The 17,182-nt window shown below is 72.5% G+C and carries 17 protein-coding genes; 4 read left to right on the forward strand and 13 right to left on the reverse strand.

Going from position 1 to position 17,182, the window contains the following annotated elements:
• Window positions 1-56: 56 nt before the first annotated feature.
• The 5 genes from ACI2L3_RS15170 to ACI2L3_RS15190 all read right to left on the reverse strand — a co-directional run bounded on the left by ACI2L3_RS15170 (window position 57) and on the right by ACI2L3_RS15190 (window position 5,200).
• Entirely contained in the window at window positions 57-1,535 is a 1,479-nt protein-coding gene (locus tag ACI2L3_RS15170) for an esterase (RefSeq protein WP_404752816.1), read from the reverse strand.
• A gap of 156 nt (window positions 1,536-1,691) precedes the next feature.
• Window positions 1,692-2,603, reverse strand: coding sequence for a glycoside hydrolase family 16 protein (locus ACI2L3_RS15175; RefSeq protein WP_404752817.1), 912 nt, complete (start codon window positions 2,601-2,603; stop codon window positions 1,692-1,694).
• 84 nt (window positions 2,604-2,687) lie between these two features.
• Window positions 2,688-3,848 carry an oxygenase MpaB family protein gene (locus ACI2L3_RS15180; RefSeq protein WP_404752818.1) on the reverse strand — a complete coding sequence of 387 codons (1,161 nt, stop codon included), beginning with the start codon at window positions 3,846-3,848 and terminating at the stop codon, window positions 2,688-2,690.
• Between the two features lie 28 nt (window positions 3,849-3,876).
• Complete coding sequence (locus tag ACI2L3_RS15185; RefSeq protein WP_404752819.1) at window positions 3,877-4,932, reverse strand: polyprenyl synthetase family protein; 1,056 nt, start codon at window positions 4,930-4,932, stop codon at window positions 3,877-3,879.
• Complete coding sequence (locus tag ACI2L3_RS15190; protein WP_404752820.1) at window positions 4,922-5,200, reverse strand: polyprenyl synthetase; 279 nt, start codon at window positions 5,198-5,200, stop codon at window positions 4,922-4,924. Before ACI2L3_RS15190 ends, ACI2L3_RS15185 begins: the two co-directional genes overlap by 11 nt.
• Window positions 5,201-5,480: 280 nt before the next feature.
• Here ACI2L3_RS15190 and ACI2L3_RS15195 point away from each other — a divergent pair, with 280 nt between their 5' ends.
• Window positions 5,481-7,595 (forward strand): choice-of-anchor A family protein, encoded by a 2,115-nt coding sequence (locus ACI2L3_RS15195; RefSeq protein ID WP_404752821.1) that lies wholly within the window; start codon window positions 5,481-5,483, stop codon window positions 7,593-7,595.
• A gap of 30 nt (window positions 7,596-7,625) precedes the next feature.
• Here ACI2L3_RS15195 and ACI2L3_RS15200 read toward each other — a convergent pair whose 3' ends face one another.
• Window positions 7,626-8,312: a L,D-transpeptidase gene (locus tag ACI2L3_RS15200; RefSeq protein WP_404752822.1), complete on the reverse strand. Its 687-nt coding sequence runs from the start codon at window positions 8,310-8,312 to the stop codon at window positions 7,626-7,628.
• Window positions 8,313-8,444: 132 nt separating this feature from the next.
• Here ACI2L3_RS15200 and ACI2L3_RS15205 point away from each other — a divergent pair, with 132 nt between their 5' ends.
• Both ACI2L3_RS15205 and ACI2L3_RS15210 read left to right on the forward strand, forming a co-directional pair.
• Window positions 8,445-8,828 (forward strand): DUF779 domain-containing protein, encoded by a 384-nt coding sequence (locus ACI2L3_RS15205; protein ID WP_404752823.1) that lies wholly within the window; start codon window positions 8,445-8,447, stop codon window positions 8,826-8,828.
• Between the two features lie 154 nt (window positions 8,829-8,982).
• Window positions 8,983-10,191, forward strand: a complete 1,209-nt coding sequence (locus tag ACI2L3_RS15210) for a phosphodiester glycosidase family protein (RefSeq protein ID WP_404752910.1) — start codon at window positions 8,983-8,985, stop codon at window positions 10,189-10,191.
• Between the two features lie 7 nt (window positions 10,192-10,198).
• Here ACI2L3_RS15210 and ACI2L3_RS15215 read toward each other — a convergent pair whose 3' ends face one another.
• The 3 genes from ACI2L3_RS15215 to ACI2L3_RS15225 form a co-directional block, all read right to left on the reverse strand.
• A complete protein-coding gene (locus ACI2L3_RS15215) occupies window positions 10,199-11,767 on the reverse strand; it encodes a hypothetical protein (protein ID WP_404752824.1) in 1,569 nt (522 codons plus the stop codon).
• An 88-nt stretch (window positions 11,768-11,855) separates the two neighbouring features.
• Entirely contained in the window at window positions 11,856-12,050 is a 195-nt protein-coding gene (locus ACI2L3_RS15220; protein ID WP_404752825.1) for a hypothetical protein, read from the reverse strand.
• 129 nt (window positions 12,051-12,179) lie between these two features.
• Complete coding sequence (locus ACI2L3_RS15225; RefSeq protein WP_404752826.1) at window positions 12,180-13,046, reverse strand: phosphatidylinositol-specific phospholipase C/glycerophosphodiester phosphodiesterase family protein; 867 nt, start codon at window positions 13,044-13,046, stop codon at window positions 12,180-12,182.
• Between the two features lie 249 nt (window positions 13,047-13,295).
• On the opposite strand from ACI2L3_RS15225, the gene ACI2L3_RS15230 reads away from it, so the two are divergent.
• Window positions 13,296-13,697 carry a RidA family protein gene (locus ACI2L3_RS15230; protein WP_404752827.1) on the forward strand — a complete coding sequence of 134 codons (402 nt, stop codon included), beginning with the start codon at window positions 13,296-13,298 and terminating at the stop codon, window positions 13,695-13,697.
• 9 nt (window positions 13,698-13,706) lie between these two features.
• Here ACI2L3_RS15230 and ACI2L3_RS15235 read toward each other — a convergent pair whose 3' ends face one another.
• The 4 genes from ACI2L3_RS15235 to ACI2L3_RS15250 are packed head-to-tail and all read right to left on the reverse strand — an operon-like array spanning window position 13,707 to window position 17,181.
• Window positions 13,707-14,381, reverse strand: coding sequence for an ABC transporter ATP-binding protein (locus tag ACI2L3_RS15235; protein WP_404752828.1), 675 nt, complete (start codon window positions 14,379-14,381; stop codon window positions 13,707-13,709).
• Window positions 14,374-15,285, reverse strand: coding sequence for an ABC transporter ATP-binding protein (locus ACI2L3_RS15240; RefSeq protein ID WP_404752911.1), 912 nt, complete (start codon window positions 15,283-15,285; stop codon window positions 14,374-14,376). The genes ACI2L3_RS15235 and ACI2L3_RS15240 overlap by 8 nt, the downstream gene beginning before the upstream one ends.
• A gap of 44 nt (window positions 15,286-15,329) precedes the next feature.
• On the reverse strand, window positions 15,330-16,223 hold the full coding sequence (locus ACI2L3_RS15245; RefSeq protein ID WP_404752829.1) for an ABC transporter permease: 894 nt from the start codon (window positions 16,221-16,223) through the stop codon (window positions 15,330-15,332).
• Window positions 16,216-17,181 carry an ABC transporter permease gene (locus ACI2L3_RS15250; RefSeq protein ID WP_365360630.1) on the reverse strand — a complete coding sequence of 322 codons (966 nt, stop codon included), beginning with the start codon at window positions 17,179-17,181 and terminating at the stop codon, window positions 16,216-16,218. Before ACI2L3_RS15250 ends, ACI2L3_RS15245 begins: the two co-directional genes overlap by 8 nt.
• Between the last annotated feature and the right edge of the window lies 1 nt (window position 17,182).

Consider the following 17,182-nt stretch of genomic DNA (forward strand, 5'->3'; position numbering starts at 1 on the left):
TGATACGGAGCCACCCGTCCACGACCCGCGCCCGGAGACCTGTTCAGGCCGGACGGCTACTCGTCGATGGCCGCGCCGAACGCCGCCCCCGTGGCCGGCGCGCCGAGCGAGCCCGCGCCGTACGTCCAGGACCCGGCGCCGGTGACGCCGCCCGATCCTGCGGACAGGACCCACACCACGCCGTCCCCGGCGTTCTCGCCGGGCGCGGCCGCGAGGAGCCCGAACCGGCCGTCGCGGTTGGGGTCGGAGAGCCGTACCTGCGCGCCCCACTTGTCGCCCTTCTCGGGCACGCCGGGGATGTCCGCGGAGTCCTGGTCGAAGGACTTCGCGCCGCTCGCCGTCATCCCGTTCGCCGAGCCGCGCAGCACCCAGACCGCGCCGGCGTCGGCGACCGTGCCGATGTCCTCGCCCGGTGCGCCGATCGCGACGTCCGCGTAGCCGTCGCCGTCCGTGTCCGCGACGGACAGGTCGGCGCCCCAGCCGTCACCGCGCTCGGCCGTGCCGGGCACGCCCTCGGCGTCCTGCGTCCACCACTTGGCCTCCTCCTTGAGGCCGTCCTCGGTTCCGTAGCGCACGCCGATCAGGCCGCCGGTCATCGTCTCGCCGCCGTCGTCGGGCGAGTTGGGCTCGCCGGTCACCAGGTCGTCGTAGCCGTCGTTGTTGATGTCACCGGAGGCAGCCGCGGGCCCGCCGCGCAGGTCGTTCTTGTACGTGAGGCCGTCGGCGCCGCCCGCGAACTGCACGGACCAGCCGTGGCCGGGTTCGTCCCCCTCCGTCGTACCGGCGGCGACGAGGTCGGCGTAGCCGTTCTTGTCGTAGTCGCCGGTGGTCAGCGACTTGGCCACGATCTGGCTGGCGTCGGCCGACCTGCCGAGCCGCTCGGTGGCCTCACGGCGCAGCGGCGCCTCGCCCCGGGCCTGCGGCGCGGGGTCGTACACGAAGAGATCCACGTTGTCCCGGTCGAGGACGGCGAGGAGGTCACCGGGGGTGTCCGCGGTGAAGTGCGCCGCGGCGAGGCCGAGGCCGAACTGCTGGCCCGCGGCTGCCTCCGAGCTCTGCAGCCAGCTGCTGGCGGCGCCGGTGAGTCCCGACTCGGAGCCCCAGAGGACGGCGACGCCACCGGCGTCCGTCCCCTCGTCGAGGTCCTCGCCGGGGATGCCGACGACCGCGTCGTCGTAGCCGTCGCCGTCCAGGTCGCCGGTGGCGACGGCCTTGCCGAAGTTGTCACCGGCCTCGGCGGCGCCGGAGACACCGGCCGTCGACTGGCTGAACCGGGCGACGTTCGTGGTGCCGATGCCTCTGGTCGAGCCGTACTGGACCGTGACGAGGCCGGCTCCCTTGGCCCCGCTCACCGTGGCGCCCGGGGCGCCGACCAGGACGTCCTCGTATCCGTCGCCGTTGAAGTCGCTGTTGCGGTCGTCGGCGCGGGTACCCCCAGGGGTGCCGGCGAAGGCGGAGGGGGCGGCGGCGATACCGGCCCCGGTCAGCAGAAGGAACGATGCCGCGGCGAGGGCGGCCGAACGGTTCTTGCGCACGAGCGGCTCCTGTGAAAGAAGGTTGCCGGGCAGGCGCGGGGGTGTCCGGAAAGGGCCCGTTCCTTGTCCGGCGCCCTGTTCGACACGGGATGCGGCGCAAGGGTTGTACGAGGTGACGATTCCGCTAAGCGCGGGTGAACTCCCGGCTTCCCGGCGTCACTTCCAGCCGTACGCGTACGCGGCCACCCAGGTGATCTCCAGCTGGGCGCTGCTGCCGGGCGCCGCCCCCGGTCCTTCCAGGGCGCTCTCGTTCTGCAGTATCCAGGAGAGCGGCCGGTCCGGCACGCCCCTCGTGTCGTGTCCCGTCTCGCGTCCGTCGACGAAGAACCGCACGTGGCCGGGGGTCCACTCGGTGGAGACGGTGTGCCACTCGGTCCAGTCGTCGGCGCCCTCGTACGAGCCCTGCTCACCTCCGCCGCAGGGGTGGTGGAAGGCGTTCAGGGAGCCGGTCCACTCGCCTTCGGGATGGTCCATCTCGCAGCCGCCGCCGTAGTGCAGCCACGCCGACTTGTAGCCGGGAGCCTGCTTGGTGACTTTGATGCGGGCGCTGTACTTGCCGTACTTCATCTGCATGACGGCGCGCGGTACCACCGCCGACGCGTGGACGGGCCCTCCGTCGGCGGGCCGCCACATGCGGATGCGCATACGGCCGTCGCCGTCGGCCGCGGGGCCCACGCTCACGGTGTCCTCCGGGTGGTAGACGCCGACGACGTCGCGGTCCCGGTCGTTCGCCGTGTCGCGCCAGCCCGTGGGGTACGCCCACCAGTTGTCGCGGTAGTCGCCGTCGAGTCCGGCGCAGTACGCGGCGGAGGTGTCGGCGTGGTGGTCGCAGTCGCTGAAGGCGCCGAGCGGCACCCGGTCGCCGTTGAAGTCCTCGGCGAGGACCTGCCAGAACGGCCCGCAGTCCCCGCGTGGCAGCGTGCTGCCCGCGGTGCGGCAGGCGTCGGCCGGCACCGGCGCTCCCCCGGCGCTCGGGATGCAGAGCAGAGCGCCGAGCAGCGTCACGCCGAGCGCGCCCGACACGACCGGCCGCCTGCGCCGCCGTCCCGCCACCGCGTGTCTGCCCATCGCGCTGCCTCCGCTCCGCGGACACCCCCGAGGAGGGGTCATCCTCGTGCAGCACGCGACGCACCGCCAGAGCCCCGGCGGTCCTCAAGGGGCCGAGGCGGGCGGCGGGGTCCACCGTCGGCCGGGCGCCACCGTGGTGGAGACGCCGTACTCCTTCTTGAGCTGTTCCGGGATGGCGTAGTGCATCACGCGTCCACGGGTGAGGGAGGACAGTTCGAAGACGCTGACGAGGTGGCCGAGGCGGTCCAGCGCCCAGGCGCCGTACGGGGAACGGTCCTCGATGTTCTCCAGGACGCCGAGGAGGCGGGGCACCGTCCTGACGACGGTGTCCCACGGCGTGCGCGGCACCGCGAGCCAGTCGGCGCACGTGTCCCCGACGAGGAAGCGGATGAGAGCGGAGACGACGGGGTCCAGCAGGGTCCCCGGCACCACTTCCTCATAGAGGTCGATGAGCTGCCGGGTCAGGTGTGCGCCCTCCTCGGAGGGGCCCATGTGCCGGAGCATGTACAGATCGAGGAACCGGCGGGCCTCGTCGAGCGTCTTGGGGACCGCGTCCTGGTCGACGCCGAGCATCGCGCCGACCACGCGCCAGGCGTAGTAGTAGGACTCCGCGCCCTCCGTGGACATGTGGATGCCCAGGCGGTGCAGGCTGTCCAGCACGAGCAGCGAGAAGAACAGCTGCCCGCCGATCATGTCCTCCTGGCAGATCGGCGTGCCGAGGGCTGCGGTGTCCCACTGGTTCTCGCGCTCCAGGTGGTGGCGGATCGACGCGTGCAGGAGGCGTACCTTCTGGGCCGCGGGGATGAAGCGGCTGCCGCTCTCGAAGGCGTCGGGCCGCATCAGGTACACGGTGAACTGCCCGGTCTCCGCCATCCGTTTGGAGGGGTACTTCAGTCCGTGCGTGGTCGAAAGGAGCTTCGCCACGTGCGGGACGACGTAGCAGGCGGGCATGGCGGCGAAGGACAGGGCGGTGGAGATGTGCACGTTGTTGTCGATGAAGAACAGCCGGGCCTTCTCCATCTCGCCCCAGTCCACCCAGGGCGGTGGGACGCGGGTGGCCTCCAGGTACTCCCGTGCCACGTCGGGCAGTCCGTCCGGCAGCGGGGCGCCGACGGTGGAGACGTAACGCATCAGAGTGTTGAAGGTGCCGACCTGCCCACGTTCGAAGAGCGCGGCGACGGTGGCGTCGGCGAGTTCGTCCCCGGCCCGGCGCAGGCCGTCCATCGATGCCTCGGTGCAGGTCATGGCAGGGTTCCTCGTCTTCCGTTGCGGGTCAGGACGGACGGAGCGCGGCCGAACGCGCCAGGGCGGTCAGCGCGGTGTCCGCGTGCGAGGGCACGACCAGCTCGTGCAGGGCGTCGAGAGCTTCCTCGACCCGTGCGCCGATCATGTCCTCGATGCGGGCGGGCGCCCCGAGTCCGCGCATCACCTCGCGCACCTCTTCGAGGCTCTCGCCGCGCGGGTCCCGCCGGCCGAGGAGACCACGCAGCCGCTCCCGCTCGGCGTCGCCCGCGAGGCGCCAGGTCTCCGCGAGGAGCGCCGTGGGCCGGTGGCCGCGCACGTCGTCGGCGTTGGCCTTGCCGGTGACCTCCGGGTCCCCGAACAGGCCGAGCAGGTCGTCCCTCAGCTGGAACGCCTCGCCCAGCGGCAGCCCGTACGCGCGCAAGCCGTCACGCAGCCGCGTCCCGGCACCGGCCAGGGCCCCGCCGATGAGCAGGGGCTGCTCGACGGTGTACTTGGCGGTCTTGTAGCGGATCACCTTCAGCGACGCCTCGGTGTCCGGGACGGCTCCGGTGCGCAGGATCTCCAGGCACTCACCCGCGATCAGCTCCCTGGCCATCACCGTCCACAGCGGTCTGGCCCGGGCCAGGTACGCGGCAGGGAGGCCGCTGGCGGCGAAGAGCTCTCCGGCCAGGGCCATCAGCAGGTCTCCCACCAGCATCGCCAGTGACCTGGCGGCGGCGTCGCGGCGGGGCCTGCCCCGCACGGCGCCGCGCAGGGCCAGGTGGGCGGTGGGCCGCCCGTGCCGCAGCGGGCTGTCGTCGATGAGGTCGTCGTGCACGACCGCCGCGGCGTGTACCAGTTCCATGGCGGCCGCCGCGCGTACCAGCGTGTCGCTGTCGGGCTGCCCCACCGCGCGCCAGCCCCAGTAGCAGAACGCGGCCCGCAGCCGCTTGCCGTCCGCGACCGCCGCCTCCACCTGCTCGGCCACCGGGCCGAGGAGCGGGTCGACCGCCGCGAACCGGTCCGCCTCCTCGGCGACGAAGCGGTGCAGGATGTCGTCGACGCGGTCCTTGAAGCCCGTCGGCTCCCACGGTTCAGACGTCATCGGCGGCCCGCCGGGCCAGGGCGCGCCGGGCCAGGATCTCCAGATGGGCCGGGGGCACCGCCGCGTACCGGTCAAGGGCCAGGCGCCCGCGGGCCGTGAGCTCGCGCTCGGCCTCCGCCGCCAGCTCGGCGGTGTCGGAGCGGCGCAGCAGCCCCCGCACCGCCCCCAGCGCCGAACTCGCCGTGCTCACCGCCAGATCGGCCAGTCCGGCCACCAGGAGCAGCGCCTGCCGGTCCGGGCCTTCGTGCCGTTCCGCTTCCCGAGTCATGCCGTCTCCCCCATCCCCTCGCGCGTCCGGGCGGCGCGGGGCGCCCGCCGTCCTGGCGAGCATCGCGCCCGAGCGGGCCCGGGAGCGGCAGAACTCACGATCGAGTGATCATGTCGCTCGGCCGTGCGGATCGCGGCCACGGCGAACAGAGCCGCGAGGGCCGGCACTCGCCCTTTGCGGTGCTCTTCGTATGAAGGCACGGATCGGTTGATCGGCCCCGGACGGCAATCGTGCGAGCCTCCTGCACGTCGTTTTGTTCCTGTGAGGAGCTGATGTGCACGTGACCGCCCCCTCCCTCATCCGGTCCGGAATGAGGTACCTCTGTCTCCTCGCCGTCGTGGCGGGAAGCGGCCTGCCGGCCATGCCCGCCGCCGCGCACTCCGCCGCGGCCGCCGCCGCGAAGCCACTGCCCGGCGGGCTCGGCCCGTGTGTGCCGGGCAACTGCCCCGACGGCGGCTACCCGCCCGTCAACAACGGCGGGATCAAGTACCGCGACAACGGCATCAACATGTACGTCGGCGGTGACTTCCTCGTCCGCGGAAGGGCCGCGGAGGCCGAGGGGCGCGTCGTCGTCCTCGGCGACTTCGACCAGGACAAGGTCGCCGGCGCCAGCAGCGTCTACAACATCGGGGAGGCCGGCGTCGGCTCCCGGGTGGCGCCGCCGGTCGGCTCGGACTGGCTCACCACGGGCGGCGACGTCACCGTGGCCGACGGCGAGCGGCTGCTCGCCGAGGACGGCGTGGTGCGCCACGCCCGCGACGCCACCGGCACGATCGTCGCCACCGTGCGCGAGGACGAGGAGGCCGCCGAGCCCTACAAGCCGCTGCGGAACGAACTCGCCGCCGCCAGCCAGTGCTACGCCCACCCCGACGGCGGCACCCGCACCCCGACGGGCACGGCCACGCACGCCGGCGGCGAGACCCTGTTCCGGGGCGACAACACCTCCGTGCTCCAGGTCTTCAACGTGGACTTCGACCTGATGGGCGGCAGCGGCGGCCAGGAGGGCATCCGCTTCGAGGGGATCCCGGACGGCGCCACGGTGCTGGTCAACGTCCTCGGCGAGAAGCGCACCATCAACACGTACAGCGGCACCATCGACGACAGCAGCCCGTTCAACAAGCTGCGCGGCCGCCTGCTGTGGAACTTCCCGGACGCCACCTCCGTGGAGTTCAAGGGCACCGGACAGTTCCAGGGCAGTGTCCTGATCGGCGAACGGCGCTCGACGGCCACGGTCAGCCTGCCGGGCATGAACGGCCGGTTCTTCACCACGGGCTCGCTCACCCACACCAGCTCGTCGACGGGCGGTGGCGGCCAGGAGTTCCACAACTACCCGTTCGACGGCGACCTGCCCGACTGTTCCGAAACGCCCGCCTCCGGCCAGGTGAAGATCGTCAAGACCGACGAGGACGACGGGGAGCCGCTCGCGGGCGCCGAGTTCGAGCTGTGGCAGGAGACCAACGGCGTCGACGGCCTGCAGACCCGGGGCGACGAGCCGGACACGGAGATCGGCGGACCCTGCGTCACCGGGGCGCCGGGCGAGTGCGCGCGGACGGTGCCGCTCGGCACGTACTACTGGCGCGAGACCAAGGCCCCGCGCGACTACGACCTGCCGTCGCCGAATGTCTTCGGCCCCCTGGAGCTGACCGGGGACAACGCCGCCGAGGGCGTGTCGGTGACGGCCGCCAACGAGAAGAAGCCCACCGTCGTGGAGGGCGAGGTCACCGTCGTCAAGAAGGACAAGGACACGGGGAAGCCGCTGCCGGGCGCCGTCTTCCAGCTGTGGCGCGAGACCAACGGCACCGCCGGGCTGCAGCGGAAGGGGTCGGACCCCGACACCCCGACGGGCTCGCCCTGCGCGACGGACGCCTCCGGCCGCTGTGAGCGGGAGGTCGCCGTCGGCACGTACTACTGGGTCGAGACCAAGGCACCGGACGGGTACGTGCTGCCGGACCCGGCGGTCTTCGGGCCCCTCGTCCTCACCCCGGCCGCCGTCTCGGAAGGGGTCTCCGTCGAGGCGCTGAACAGTGTGCGTGACGAACCGGAGGACGTCGGCGCGATCACGGTCGTCAAGAAGGACAAGAAGACGGGCAGGCCGCTGGGCGGCGCCGTCTTCCAGCTGTGGCACGAGACCAACGGCAGGCCGGGCCTGCAGACCTCGGGCGCGGGCCGGGACACGCTCACCGACGAGGGCTGCGCCACGGACGGCCGCGGCCGGTGCGCGTTCCAGGGCCTCAACCTCGGCTCGTACTACCTGAAGGAGACCGCCGTCCCCGACGGTTACGTCCTGCCGTCGAAGACGGTCAGCGGACCGTACAGGGTGACCGCGGGCAACGCGGCCAAGGGCGTCACGGTGACGCTCACCAACGAGCGCGGCGGAGGCAAGAAGGGGAAGTGACCCCCGCGGTTCCTCCGGGCACGGACGGCGTCAGCCGTCCGTGCCCGGCTTCGTGCCCCAGAGGTAGAGCCGGTCGCCCTTGAGCAGCAGGTCGTAGAGGCGTCTGGCGTCACCCAGGGCCAGGTTCACGCAGCCGCCCGAACCGGACGAGAAGAGGTCCGAGCGGGTGCCGTGCAGGGCCTGGCCGCCGTTGAAGAACTGCGCGTACGGCATGGGGACGTGGTAGATCGTCGAGTAGTGGTAGCTCTTCTTCAGGTAGACCCGCTGCCAGCCGCGGCGGGTCTCCAGGCCGTCGCGGCCGCTGCGGATCGGCACCGGGTCGAACACCAGCCTTCGGCCGGACTGGGCCCACAGGACCTGCCGGCTCAGGTCCACGCACGTGACCCGGTACGGCTTCACGGGGCAGGCCCGCCGTTTCGCCGGGTCCCGGCGGATGGAGTCCGCGACGACGAAGCGGTACGTCCGCAGGTTCGCGGAGCCGTCCGCGGGGCGGATGCCGAGCCGCTGCTGGAGGCGCCGGATGGCCACGCAGTCGGCGGTGGACTGGCGCCCGTCGACCGGCAGCCGCAGCTCACGCTCCAGCTCGCGCTGGTAGGGCGCGGTGCCCGCGCGGCAGGCCGGCTCGACGAAGGCGGCGGGAGCGGGAGCGGCCGCCGCCCCGTGCGACACGGGTACGGCCAGCGACAGGGCGGCGATCGACGAGAGGAGCCAGCGCATCGCACCAGCTTCGGCCCGTCCGTCACCGCTCGCCCGGCGACACGGCCCGACCATCACACGATTACTCCGAACAGGGGCGGGCGGCCGCTCCTCGCAACCCCGTTGCAACGTGCCGGAGGGCAGAGTCCTCCCATGGACCGTCAGGAGACGAAGGACGCCGGGGGCAGCGCCCCCCGGGTGGAGCTCACCCCTGCCGCCGCAGGGCTCGTACGGCGGCTGCGGGAGCTGCACGGGCCGCTGATGTTCCACCAGTCGGGCGGCTGCTGCGACGGCAGCGCACCCATGTGCTTCCCGGACGGCGAGTTCCGCACCGGTGATTCCGACGTGTGCCTCGCGTCGTTGACGGTCGAGGGGGTGGCCGAGCCCGTAGCGTTCTGGATGTCGAAGAGCCAGTACGAGGTGTGGAGCCACACCCGGCTGATCGTGGACGTGGTGCCGGGGAGAGGCAGCGGCTTCTCCCTGGAGGCACCGGAGGGCGTACGTTTCCTCATCCGTTCCCGCTTGGTCGGAACGTAGCCACCGGCATCTGGTGAACTCCCCTGGCTGCTGCGACAGTTGCTTCGCTCACTCGCCGCCCGGCCGACACCAGGAACCAGGGGGATCTGTGGCACGCCAGACGCAACGCGGTGGACGGTTCAGAACGGCCTGCACTCTCCTCACCACGCTCGGCATGCTGGCCGGTGCGGCTCTCGCGGGAGCGGCACCGGCCGGTGGTGCTTCAGGGGCCGGCAAGCGCGCCGGCAGCGACATCGCACCGGGTGTGGAGTACCGGTACTTTGACATGGAAGCTTCCCACGGCACCGCCCGCGCGCACGTCCTCGACGTGGATCTGCGCGACCCGCGCACGAGCGTCGGCCTGCTCTATCCGGGCAAGGTCGCCGCACGTGCGCCCGTCTCCGCGCTCGCGGACGGGGCCGGCGCCGTCGGCGGCATCAATGGCGACTTCTTCAACATCACCGAGACGCAGCACCCCGGTGTCGCGGCGACCGGCGCACCCGTCGGCCCGGCGATCGCGGGCGGCCGTCCGCTCAAGGCGGCCGTGCCGAACGGGCAGCGCTTCGGCCCCGCGATGCCGCCGGGCGTCACCACCGAGGCCGTCCTCGGCGTCGGCTACGACCGCCGGGCCCGCCTCGACAACCTCACCCTGGACGGGCAGATCCGCACCCGTGACTCGCGCCTCCCGCTGGGCGGCCTCAACCAGTACGCGCTGCCGGTGGGGTCCGTCGGCGCCTTCACCGGCGACTGGGGCACCGTCTCGCGGGTGCGGGCGACCTGCGGCACTGACACGAACCGCGGCGCGCCGTGCAGCACGGACACGCATGAGGTGACGGTGCGTGACGGGCGTGTCGTGGCCTCGGCCGACACGCCGGGCAGCGGCCCGATCGCCCCGGACGAGACGGTCCTGGTCGGCCGCGAGGCTGGCGCGCAGGAGTTGCGGAAGCTGTCGACGGGCGAGCGGGTGCACGTCAGGCACCGTCTGGTGTCGGCCGCGTCGCGCGCGCCGTTCCGCTTCGCGCTCGGCGGATATCCGGTGCTGCGGAACGGTGTGCCGCTGCCGGGCCTCGATGCCACCACGTCGGCGGTGCGGACGGCGGCCGGCATCTCCGACGACGGCCGCCGGCTGCTGCTCCTGTCGCTCGACGGCTCCCCGGAGTTCCGTGCGGGCCTGACGATCGCCGAGGTCGCCGAGACGCTGCGGGGCCTCGGCGCGCGGGACGGCTTCAGCCTGGACGGCGGCGGCTCCTCCACCCTGGTCTCCGCCACGTCCACGCTGGTCGCGCGGGCCCCGGGCGCCGATGCCGTGACGGTCCGCAACAATCCCAGCGGCGGGATCGAGCGGCCGGTTCCGAACGGCATCGGCGTGTTCTCCCGGGGATGACGGGTCGTCACTCCGTGTCGCGTACCGCCACGAGCCCGTTGAAGACGCCCACATAGGCCGTCCCGTCGGGGCCGAGCGTCACGGGCGCCCAGTCGTTGTCGTAGGCGACACCCGTGCCGGCGAGCCGCTTCCAGCGGGTGTCGCCGGTGCGGAAGTCGACCGCGGTGAGGTACCAGGCATCGACGCCGAAGCTGTTGGGTTCCTTCGTGTAGAAGTACAGCAGTCCGTTGGCGGTGGAGAGTTTCGGCACGGTGGACGGGGCCCGCACCCCGCTCTCCCAGGCCGTGTCGCAGCCGCTGCCGTCCTCGCGCACGTCGATCCTGCTGACGCCGCCGACGACGCTGCGGCCGAGGGTGAGCGAGGTGATGTTCTCGTAGCCGTAGTTGTTCTCCACGACGAGGCTGTCGCCCCAGCTGATCAGCGAGTTGTCGGTGGTGGACGCGCCGGAGCGGAAGACGGGGACCTTGCAGACGAGCCGCTCGTCGTCGGGCACGTCGGCGCCGCGCCGGTAGACGAGGACGTTCATCCGGTCGTCGGCGTTGTCGGTGATGGCGACGTAGTCGTCGTGCTCACCGAAGAGGTCGGGGGTGGTGCCCGAACCCTGGTTGACCGAGCCGGGCTTGGTGCCGGTGCCGCGGTCGTACGTCTGGCGCCAGACGGCCTTCGGTGTGCCGTCCGGGGCGGCCCGGAAGCTGTAGAGGGCGTGGTCGGAGACGATGGAGACGCCGTCCTCGGCGACGGAGAACGAGTTCTGGATCTCCTCGCCGTCGAGGCGGACCGAGCGGATGTCGCCGGACTTCGGCTCGACGGTCCCGACCCGTCCCTGACGCGTCACCCACCAGATGCGCCCGCCCCAGTCCGGCATCACCGACGTGACCGGGTCGCACTCACCGCTCGGGTAGAGGTTGGTCCAGCTCACGCAGTCGTGCGGGACGTGGTCCGTCAGGTCCCACTCCTTGTCGACGACGAAGCGCCACGTGCCGTCGGCCGTGCGTTCGTGCGCGAGCCGGACGATGTGCTGGCGGGAGTCGGCGAGGACCAGCCTGTCCTCGTTGTCGAGGTACGAATAGGCGCCGCCCGACGTGTCCTTGAAGATCTTCGAGAAGTCGAGCCGGGTGATGGCCTCGACGGTCGAGGGCCGCTGCGGCAGCTTGTACTCGGCGAGCGTGTCCAGCGTCTTCGGGTCGAGCAGCTTGACCAGGAAGCCGGTGAACGTGCCGCACACGGTGACGATGCGTCCGTCGCGGTCGAAGGTGACGGTCGCGCACTCGCCGCCCAGCGCCGCCATCTTCTCGCTGTCGACGGCGGGCCGCTTGCCGAGCGGCCCGCTCCAGGGGTACGTGCCGCTGCCCGCCGCGTCGGCGTGCATGCCGCTGCGGCCGTTGGCGGCGAGGTACGGGTGCTGGGGCGGCGGGGTGCCGGGCAGCGGGCGGGCGTCGGCGGGCGCGCCCTCGTACTGCTCGACGAGCCGGTGCCCGGGGGCCCTGGGTATTTCGTCGGCGTACGCGGGGACCGTGAGGGACACGGTCAGGGCCACGGCTCCGGCGGGAACGAGGCGGCGCAGTCTGCTGGACATGCGCCGAAGCTAGAGCGCGTCCCTTGAAGTGTCCATGAAACGGCGTCAGTTGTTCATGAACCCGAAAGGATCAGCCCGCTCGGCATGCTCACGGCCGGATCCCGCTGACGATGTCGGCGGTGGCGGTCAGACCGTCCTGGATGGTCGGCGCCATGCTCGTGCTCGCCAGATAGAAGCCCAGCAGCAGACAGACGACGGCGTGCGACAGCTTCAGCGCTCCGTTGCGCAGAAAGACCGCCGCAAGGATCACGAGCAGCAGCACGACAGAGATCGAAACAGCCATGCGAAGTACCTCCTCCGCCACGCGGGACCGCGGCTTCCGGCCGTCAGTGTTGCGTAGCGGAGGAGGCGTCCGGGCGTCTGACCTGTGCTCCGAACGGGTGTTACTTGCCCGAAGGTTGATCCGGGAAGATCATCGGCCGTGCGCGTCGAGGAAGGCCTCGAGCCCCGCGAGGTCATCGGTGTTGAGGTGGTCGACACCGGCGGCGAGCAGCTCGCCCCAGACCGCGTCGCGCTGCGGCCCCGGCAGGTCGGGCGTCGCCCAGAAACGGACGCGCTGCCCGCGCGCGTGGGCCGCGGAGACGATGCCGCGCAGCTTGTCCCGTTCGGCGGCGGGCATCGGCCCTGTGCCCTGCCAGCTGAAGTTAAGAGACCAGTTGTCACTGATCAGCGGGATGAACGAGGCGGGCGCGGCGGTTCCCAGGTCGGCGAGACGACCGTCGTAGAAGGCGTGCCTGACCCGCTGCGCCTCCATGGGCGCACGCGCGGCGCGGTCCCCGGACACGACAGCCGTGACGGCGCCCCGGCGCACCTTCCCGTGGGCGTACGACGTGAACAGCCGCCGGTAGGGCCGCAGATGCCGGTGAAGCTCGGCGTACGTCGACGCGCCCTCGGTCTTGATGTCGATGAGCAGGTGGAAGGGGGTGCGGTGGTAACCCCGGTACACGGAGCCGTGGTTGGCGCGTATACGTGCCGCCAGGGGCTCCAGGTACAGCGATTCGAGGGTGCGGGCGGGGTCCAGGTCGACCGGGTCGTGCGCGACGAGGAGCTGCCCGTCGACAAGGAAGATGTCGGCCTCGACGCTGCCGAAGCGGTGGTCGAGCGCGTCGAGGAGGGGCCGGGGGTGCTCGTAGTCGTTGTGGGCGTGGGCGCGGATCAGGGGGCGGGGACGGGGACGGTGACCTCCGCCGCTCGCGTGCGCGTAGGCGGGTGCCGCGATGCTGCCCGCGAGGGCCGCGCCGAAGGTGGTGAGGGCTCTGCGACGGGTGGTGAGGGCCATGACTGCCTCCCGGAGGGACGGGTCGGAGCGCGCCGGGACGCGACGCGCGAGTACGACGGTGAGCGGAACCTCAGTGAGTATGCGGCTCGGTCCGGGTCAGGAAACCCTAGGAGCTTGTGACCTGCACGGTCACCGACTGGTTCCTCAGTTGCCGAAAAGTGCGTTCTTCCCGTTCGACTGACGCTCTCCTACGGTTCCTGAGTAACCACAGGAGAGCGATACAGCCCTCACGACGGGAGAACAGGCAGCATGGCCACGAGTGACGTCTTCAACCACAACGTGCCGGCCGAGAGCGACTTCGGATACGCACAGGCGATCAGATCGGGCGAGTTGATCCATGTCTCCGGACAGCTCTCGCTCGACGAGGCCGGCGACTTCCTTCACCCGGACGACTTCGCGGCCCAACTGGGCCTGACGTACGCCAACTTCGACAAGATCCTCAGCCATTACGGCGCGACCCGCGCTCAGATCGTGTCGCAGACCCTGTACGTGGTGAACCTGCGGCAGAACGCGGGGGCGGTGGCGGCGGGCAACCTGGCGTACTTCGGTGACCACCGGCCGGTCAGCACGGTCGTCGGCGTCACCGAACTGACCTTCCCCGGCCAGGTCGTCGAGATCAGCTGCGTCATCGACACCCGGCTGCCCGCCTGAGCGGGCGTCCTACGGTGTGGCAGGCGTCCTGCCCGCCAGCTCCGCCCAGTGCACCGTGCGGTCGCACCAGCGTTCCAGGAGGACGCGGTCGTGGCCGACGGCCAGCAGGCCTGCGCCGCGTTCGGCCCGGTACTCCTCCACGACGTGGACGAGCGCCGCCGTCGTCGAGGCGTCCAGCATCGCCGTCATCTCGTCGCAGATCAGCCAGCGGGGGCGCAGCACCAGCGCGCGGGCCAGGCAGGCCCGTTGCAGCTGGCCGTCGCTGACCTCGTGCGGGCGGCGGCCCAGGAGGTCCTTGCCGAGGCCGACGCGGGCGGCGAGATCCGGGACCGCGGTGGCCGCTTCGGAGCCGCGGCCCACCGCCCGCAGTGGTTCCGCGATCAGGTCCACGAGAGCCAGCCGGGGGTCGGCGGAGAGCCGCGGCTGCTGGAAGACGACGCCGAAGGCGGTGCGCTGTTCGCGGGGGGCGCGGTGGCGCCAGCCGCGGGCGGTCTCGCCGTCGATGACGACCTGGCCCGCGTCGGGGCGGTGCAGCAGCGCGGCGACCCGCGCGAGGGTGGACTTGCCGCAGCCGCTGGGGCCGAGCAGGCCCACGGACTCGCCGGGGGCGATGGTGAGTTCGGCGCCCCGGACGACGGGGGCCCGCCGGTCGTACCCGGCGGTGATGGCGCGCAGTTCAAGCACGGGGGGCCTCCAGCACGTCCGCGTGAGGGTGGTGGCAGGCCGCGCCGTCCGTGAGGGCGGGCAGCGCGCCGCACGCCTCGTCGGCCCGTTCGCAGCGCGCCGCGAACGCGCACCCCTGAGGGAGCGCGGACAGCTCGGGCGGCATGCCGGGGACAGGCGTGAAGGCGCGCTCCGGCAGGGCGTTCAGGAGCCCGCGGGCGTAGGGGTGCCGGGGTCCCGGCGTGCCGAAGAAGTCGGCGGCGTCGGCGAGTTCGACGACGCGGCTGGCGTACATCACGGCGACGCGGTCGGCGATCCGTTCGGCGGCGGCCAAGTCGTGGGTGATCAGGAGCAGCGCGCGGTCGTCGCCGACGTGCCGGCGCAGTTCGTCGACGGTGCGGTCCACGAGGTCCCGGTCGAGGCCGGTCGTGGGCTCGTCGGCGAGGAGCAGCGGCGCGTCGCCGATGAGGGCGAGCGCGGTGGCGGCGCGCTGGGCGAGGCCGCCGGACAGCTCGTGGGGGTAGCGGTCGAGGTGGCCGGAGGGGAACGCGGCGCGTTCGGCGGCCGCTTCGGCGGCGGCCCTCAGCTGCGGCTTCCGTACGCCCGCGAGCTCGCGGAGGGTCTCCTCCAGCTGGGAGCGCACGGTGCGGACCGACGTCAGGTGCGCGGCGGGGCTCTGCGGTACGAGGCCGACGCGGCGCCCCCGCACGGTGCGGGCCAGGGTGCGCTCGTCGGCGGTCAGCAGGTCGATGCCGTCGATGCGGGCCGACCCGGCGGTCTGCGCGTTCTCCGGGAGCAGGCCGAGGAGCGCGGAGGCGAGCACGGACTTGCCGCAGCCGCTCTCGCCGACCAGGGCGAGGCACTCCCCCGCCGCGAGGTCGAAGGTGGCGTCGGTGACGGCGGAGACGTGGGTGCCGCCGCGCATGCGGAACCGTACGGAGAGGCCCTGTACGGAGAGGACGGGGTCCTTCACAGCATGAGCTCCGATCGGCGCCGGGGGTTGATCCGTTCCCGCCAGGCGCCCGCGAGGCCCGCGATCGCCAGGGTGGGAATGATGATGAAGAGGCCGGGGAAGAGGGTCGGCCACCAGTCGCCCGCCAGGAGTGAGCCGCGCGCGCTCTGCACGAGCGTGCCGAGGCTGGCCTGGTGGGTGGGGAGTCCGAGGCCGAGGAAGGACAGCGCGGACTCGTGCCAGATGGCGTGCGGCACCATCAGGACGGCGGCGAGGCCGGCCTGCGGCAGGACGCCGGGCAGCAGGTGGCGCACCGCGACCCGCAGCCGTGAGGCGCCGCCGGAGATCGCCGCGTCGACGTAGGGCCGCGAGCGCAGTGACAGGACCTCGGCGCGCACGATGCGGGCGGTGGACAGCCAGTGGGTGAGCGCCACGGAGACGACGACCGGCCAGACCCCGGGCCGGAACATCGCGACGATGAAGATGCCGAGCAGCAGGTGCGGCACGGACGAGAAGACGTCCACGAGCCGCATCACGATCCGGTCGACCCAGCCTCCGGAGGCGGCCGCGAGGGCGCCCACTGCCGTGCCGATGACGGTGGCGACGACGGCCGCGACGACGCCCACGAGGAGCGAGACGCGCAGGCCGTAGACGCAGCGCAGCAGCAGGTCGCGGCCGACGTCGTCGGTGCCGAAGGGGTGGGCCAGGGACGGCGGCCGCAGCTTCGACGCGAGGTCGACGGCCTGCTCGTCGAGGTTCACGAGCGGCGGTACGACGAGGACGGCGAGGACGACCGCGGCGACGAGCACCGCGGAGGTACGCACCCGCCACGCGCGCGTGGAACGGCGCACGCCGCCCCTGGCACGCCACACGATGTCGGTCATCTCGGTCCTCTCGGCCGGCTCAGCCATCGAAACCCACCCTCGGATCGGCGAGGCCGTACAGGAGATCGGCCACGAGGTTGCCCAGGAGCACCGCTGCGGTGGCGAGCGCGGTCAGCGCGGCGAGCAGCGGGAAGTCCACGGAGGTCGCGGCCTGGACGGTGGCCGCGGCGATGCCGGGCCAGCTGAAGACGGTCTCCACCAGGAGCGCACCGGTGATCAGTTCGGGCACGCGGGAACCGATGAGCGTGAGCACGGGCAGCATGCCGGAGCGCAGCGCGTGTCCGAGCAGGACGGTCCGTTCGGCGAGGCCACGCGCGCGTGCGCCGCGTACGGGGTCGTCGCCGAGCGCGTCGCCGACGCCTTGGCGGACGTACAGGACGAACCAGGGCAGCTGGGAGACCGCGAGGACGCCCGCGGGCAGCACGAGGTGGCTCGCGACCTGTCCGGCGGTCACGGTCGAGCTGGCCGTGTCGGTCAGGCCGCCGGAGGGCAGCACGCCGAGCTTCAGCGCGAAGAACCAGACGGCCAGGAGACCGAGCCAGAACGGCGGCGCGGCTTCGAGGGTGTACGCGAGGGACGTCACGGCGCGGTCGAGCCAGCCGCCGGGGCGGCGGGCGGCGAGCACGCCGAGGGCGGTGCCGAGCAGGATCGCGACGAGGAACGCGGTCGCGGCGAGCAGCACGGACCAGCCGACGCGTTCGCCGATGGCGTCGGCGACGGGCTGCCGCAGCGTGCTGGAGTCCCCGAGGTCACCGGTGAGGGCCGAGGTCAGCCAGTCCCACCAGCGGGCGGCCAGCGGCTTGTCGACGCCGAGGTTGGCGCGCAGCTGGTCGAGGTTCTCCTGCGAGGCGGTGAGCCCGGCCGTGCCCGCGTACGCCTTGACGGGGTCGAAGGGCGAGGCGGCGGCGATGGCGAAGACGCCGAAGGTGACGACGAGCAGCACGGGCACGGCGAACAGCGCCCGCCGTGCCGCGAGGCGTGCCATC

Origin of the sequence: Streptomyces sp. NPDC029674 (assembly GCF_044903205.1) — a bacterium.
In the GTDB taxonomy this organism is placed as follows: Bacteria; Actinomycetota; Actinomycetes; order Streptomycetales; family Streptomycetaceae; genus Streptomyces.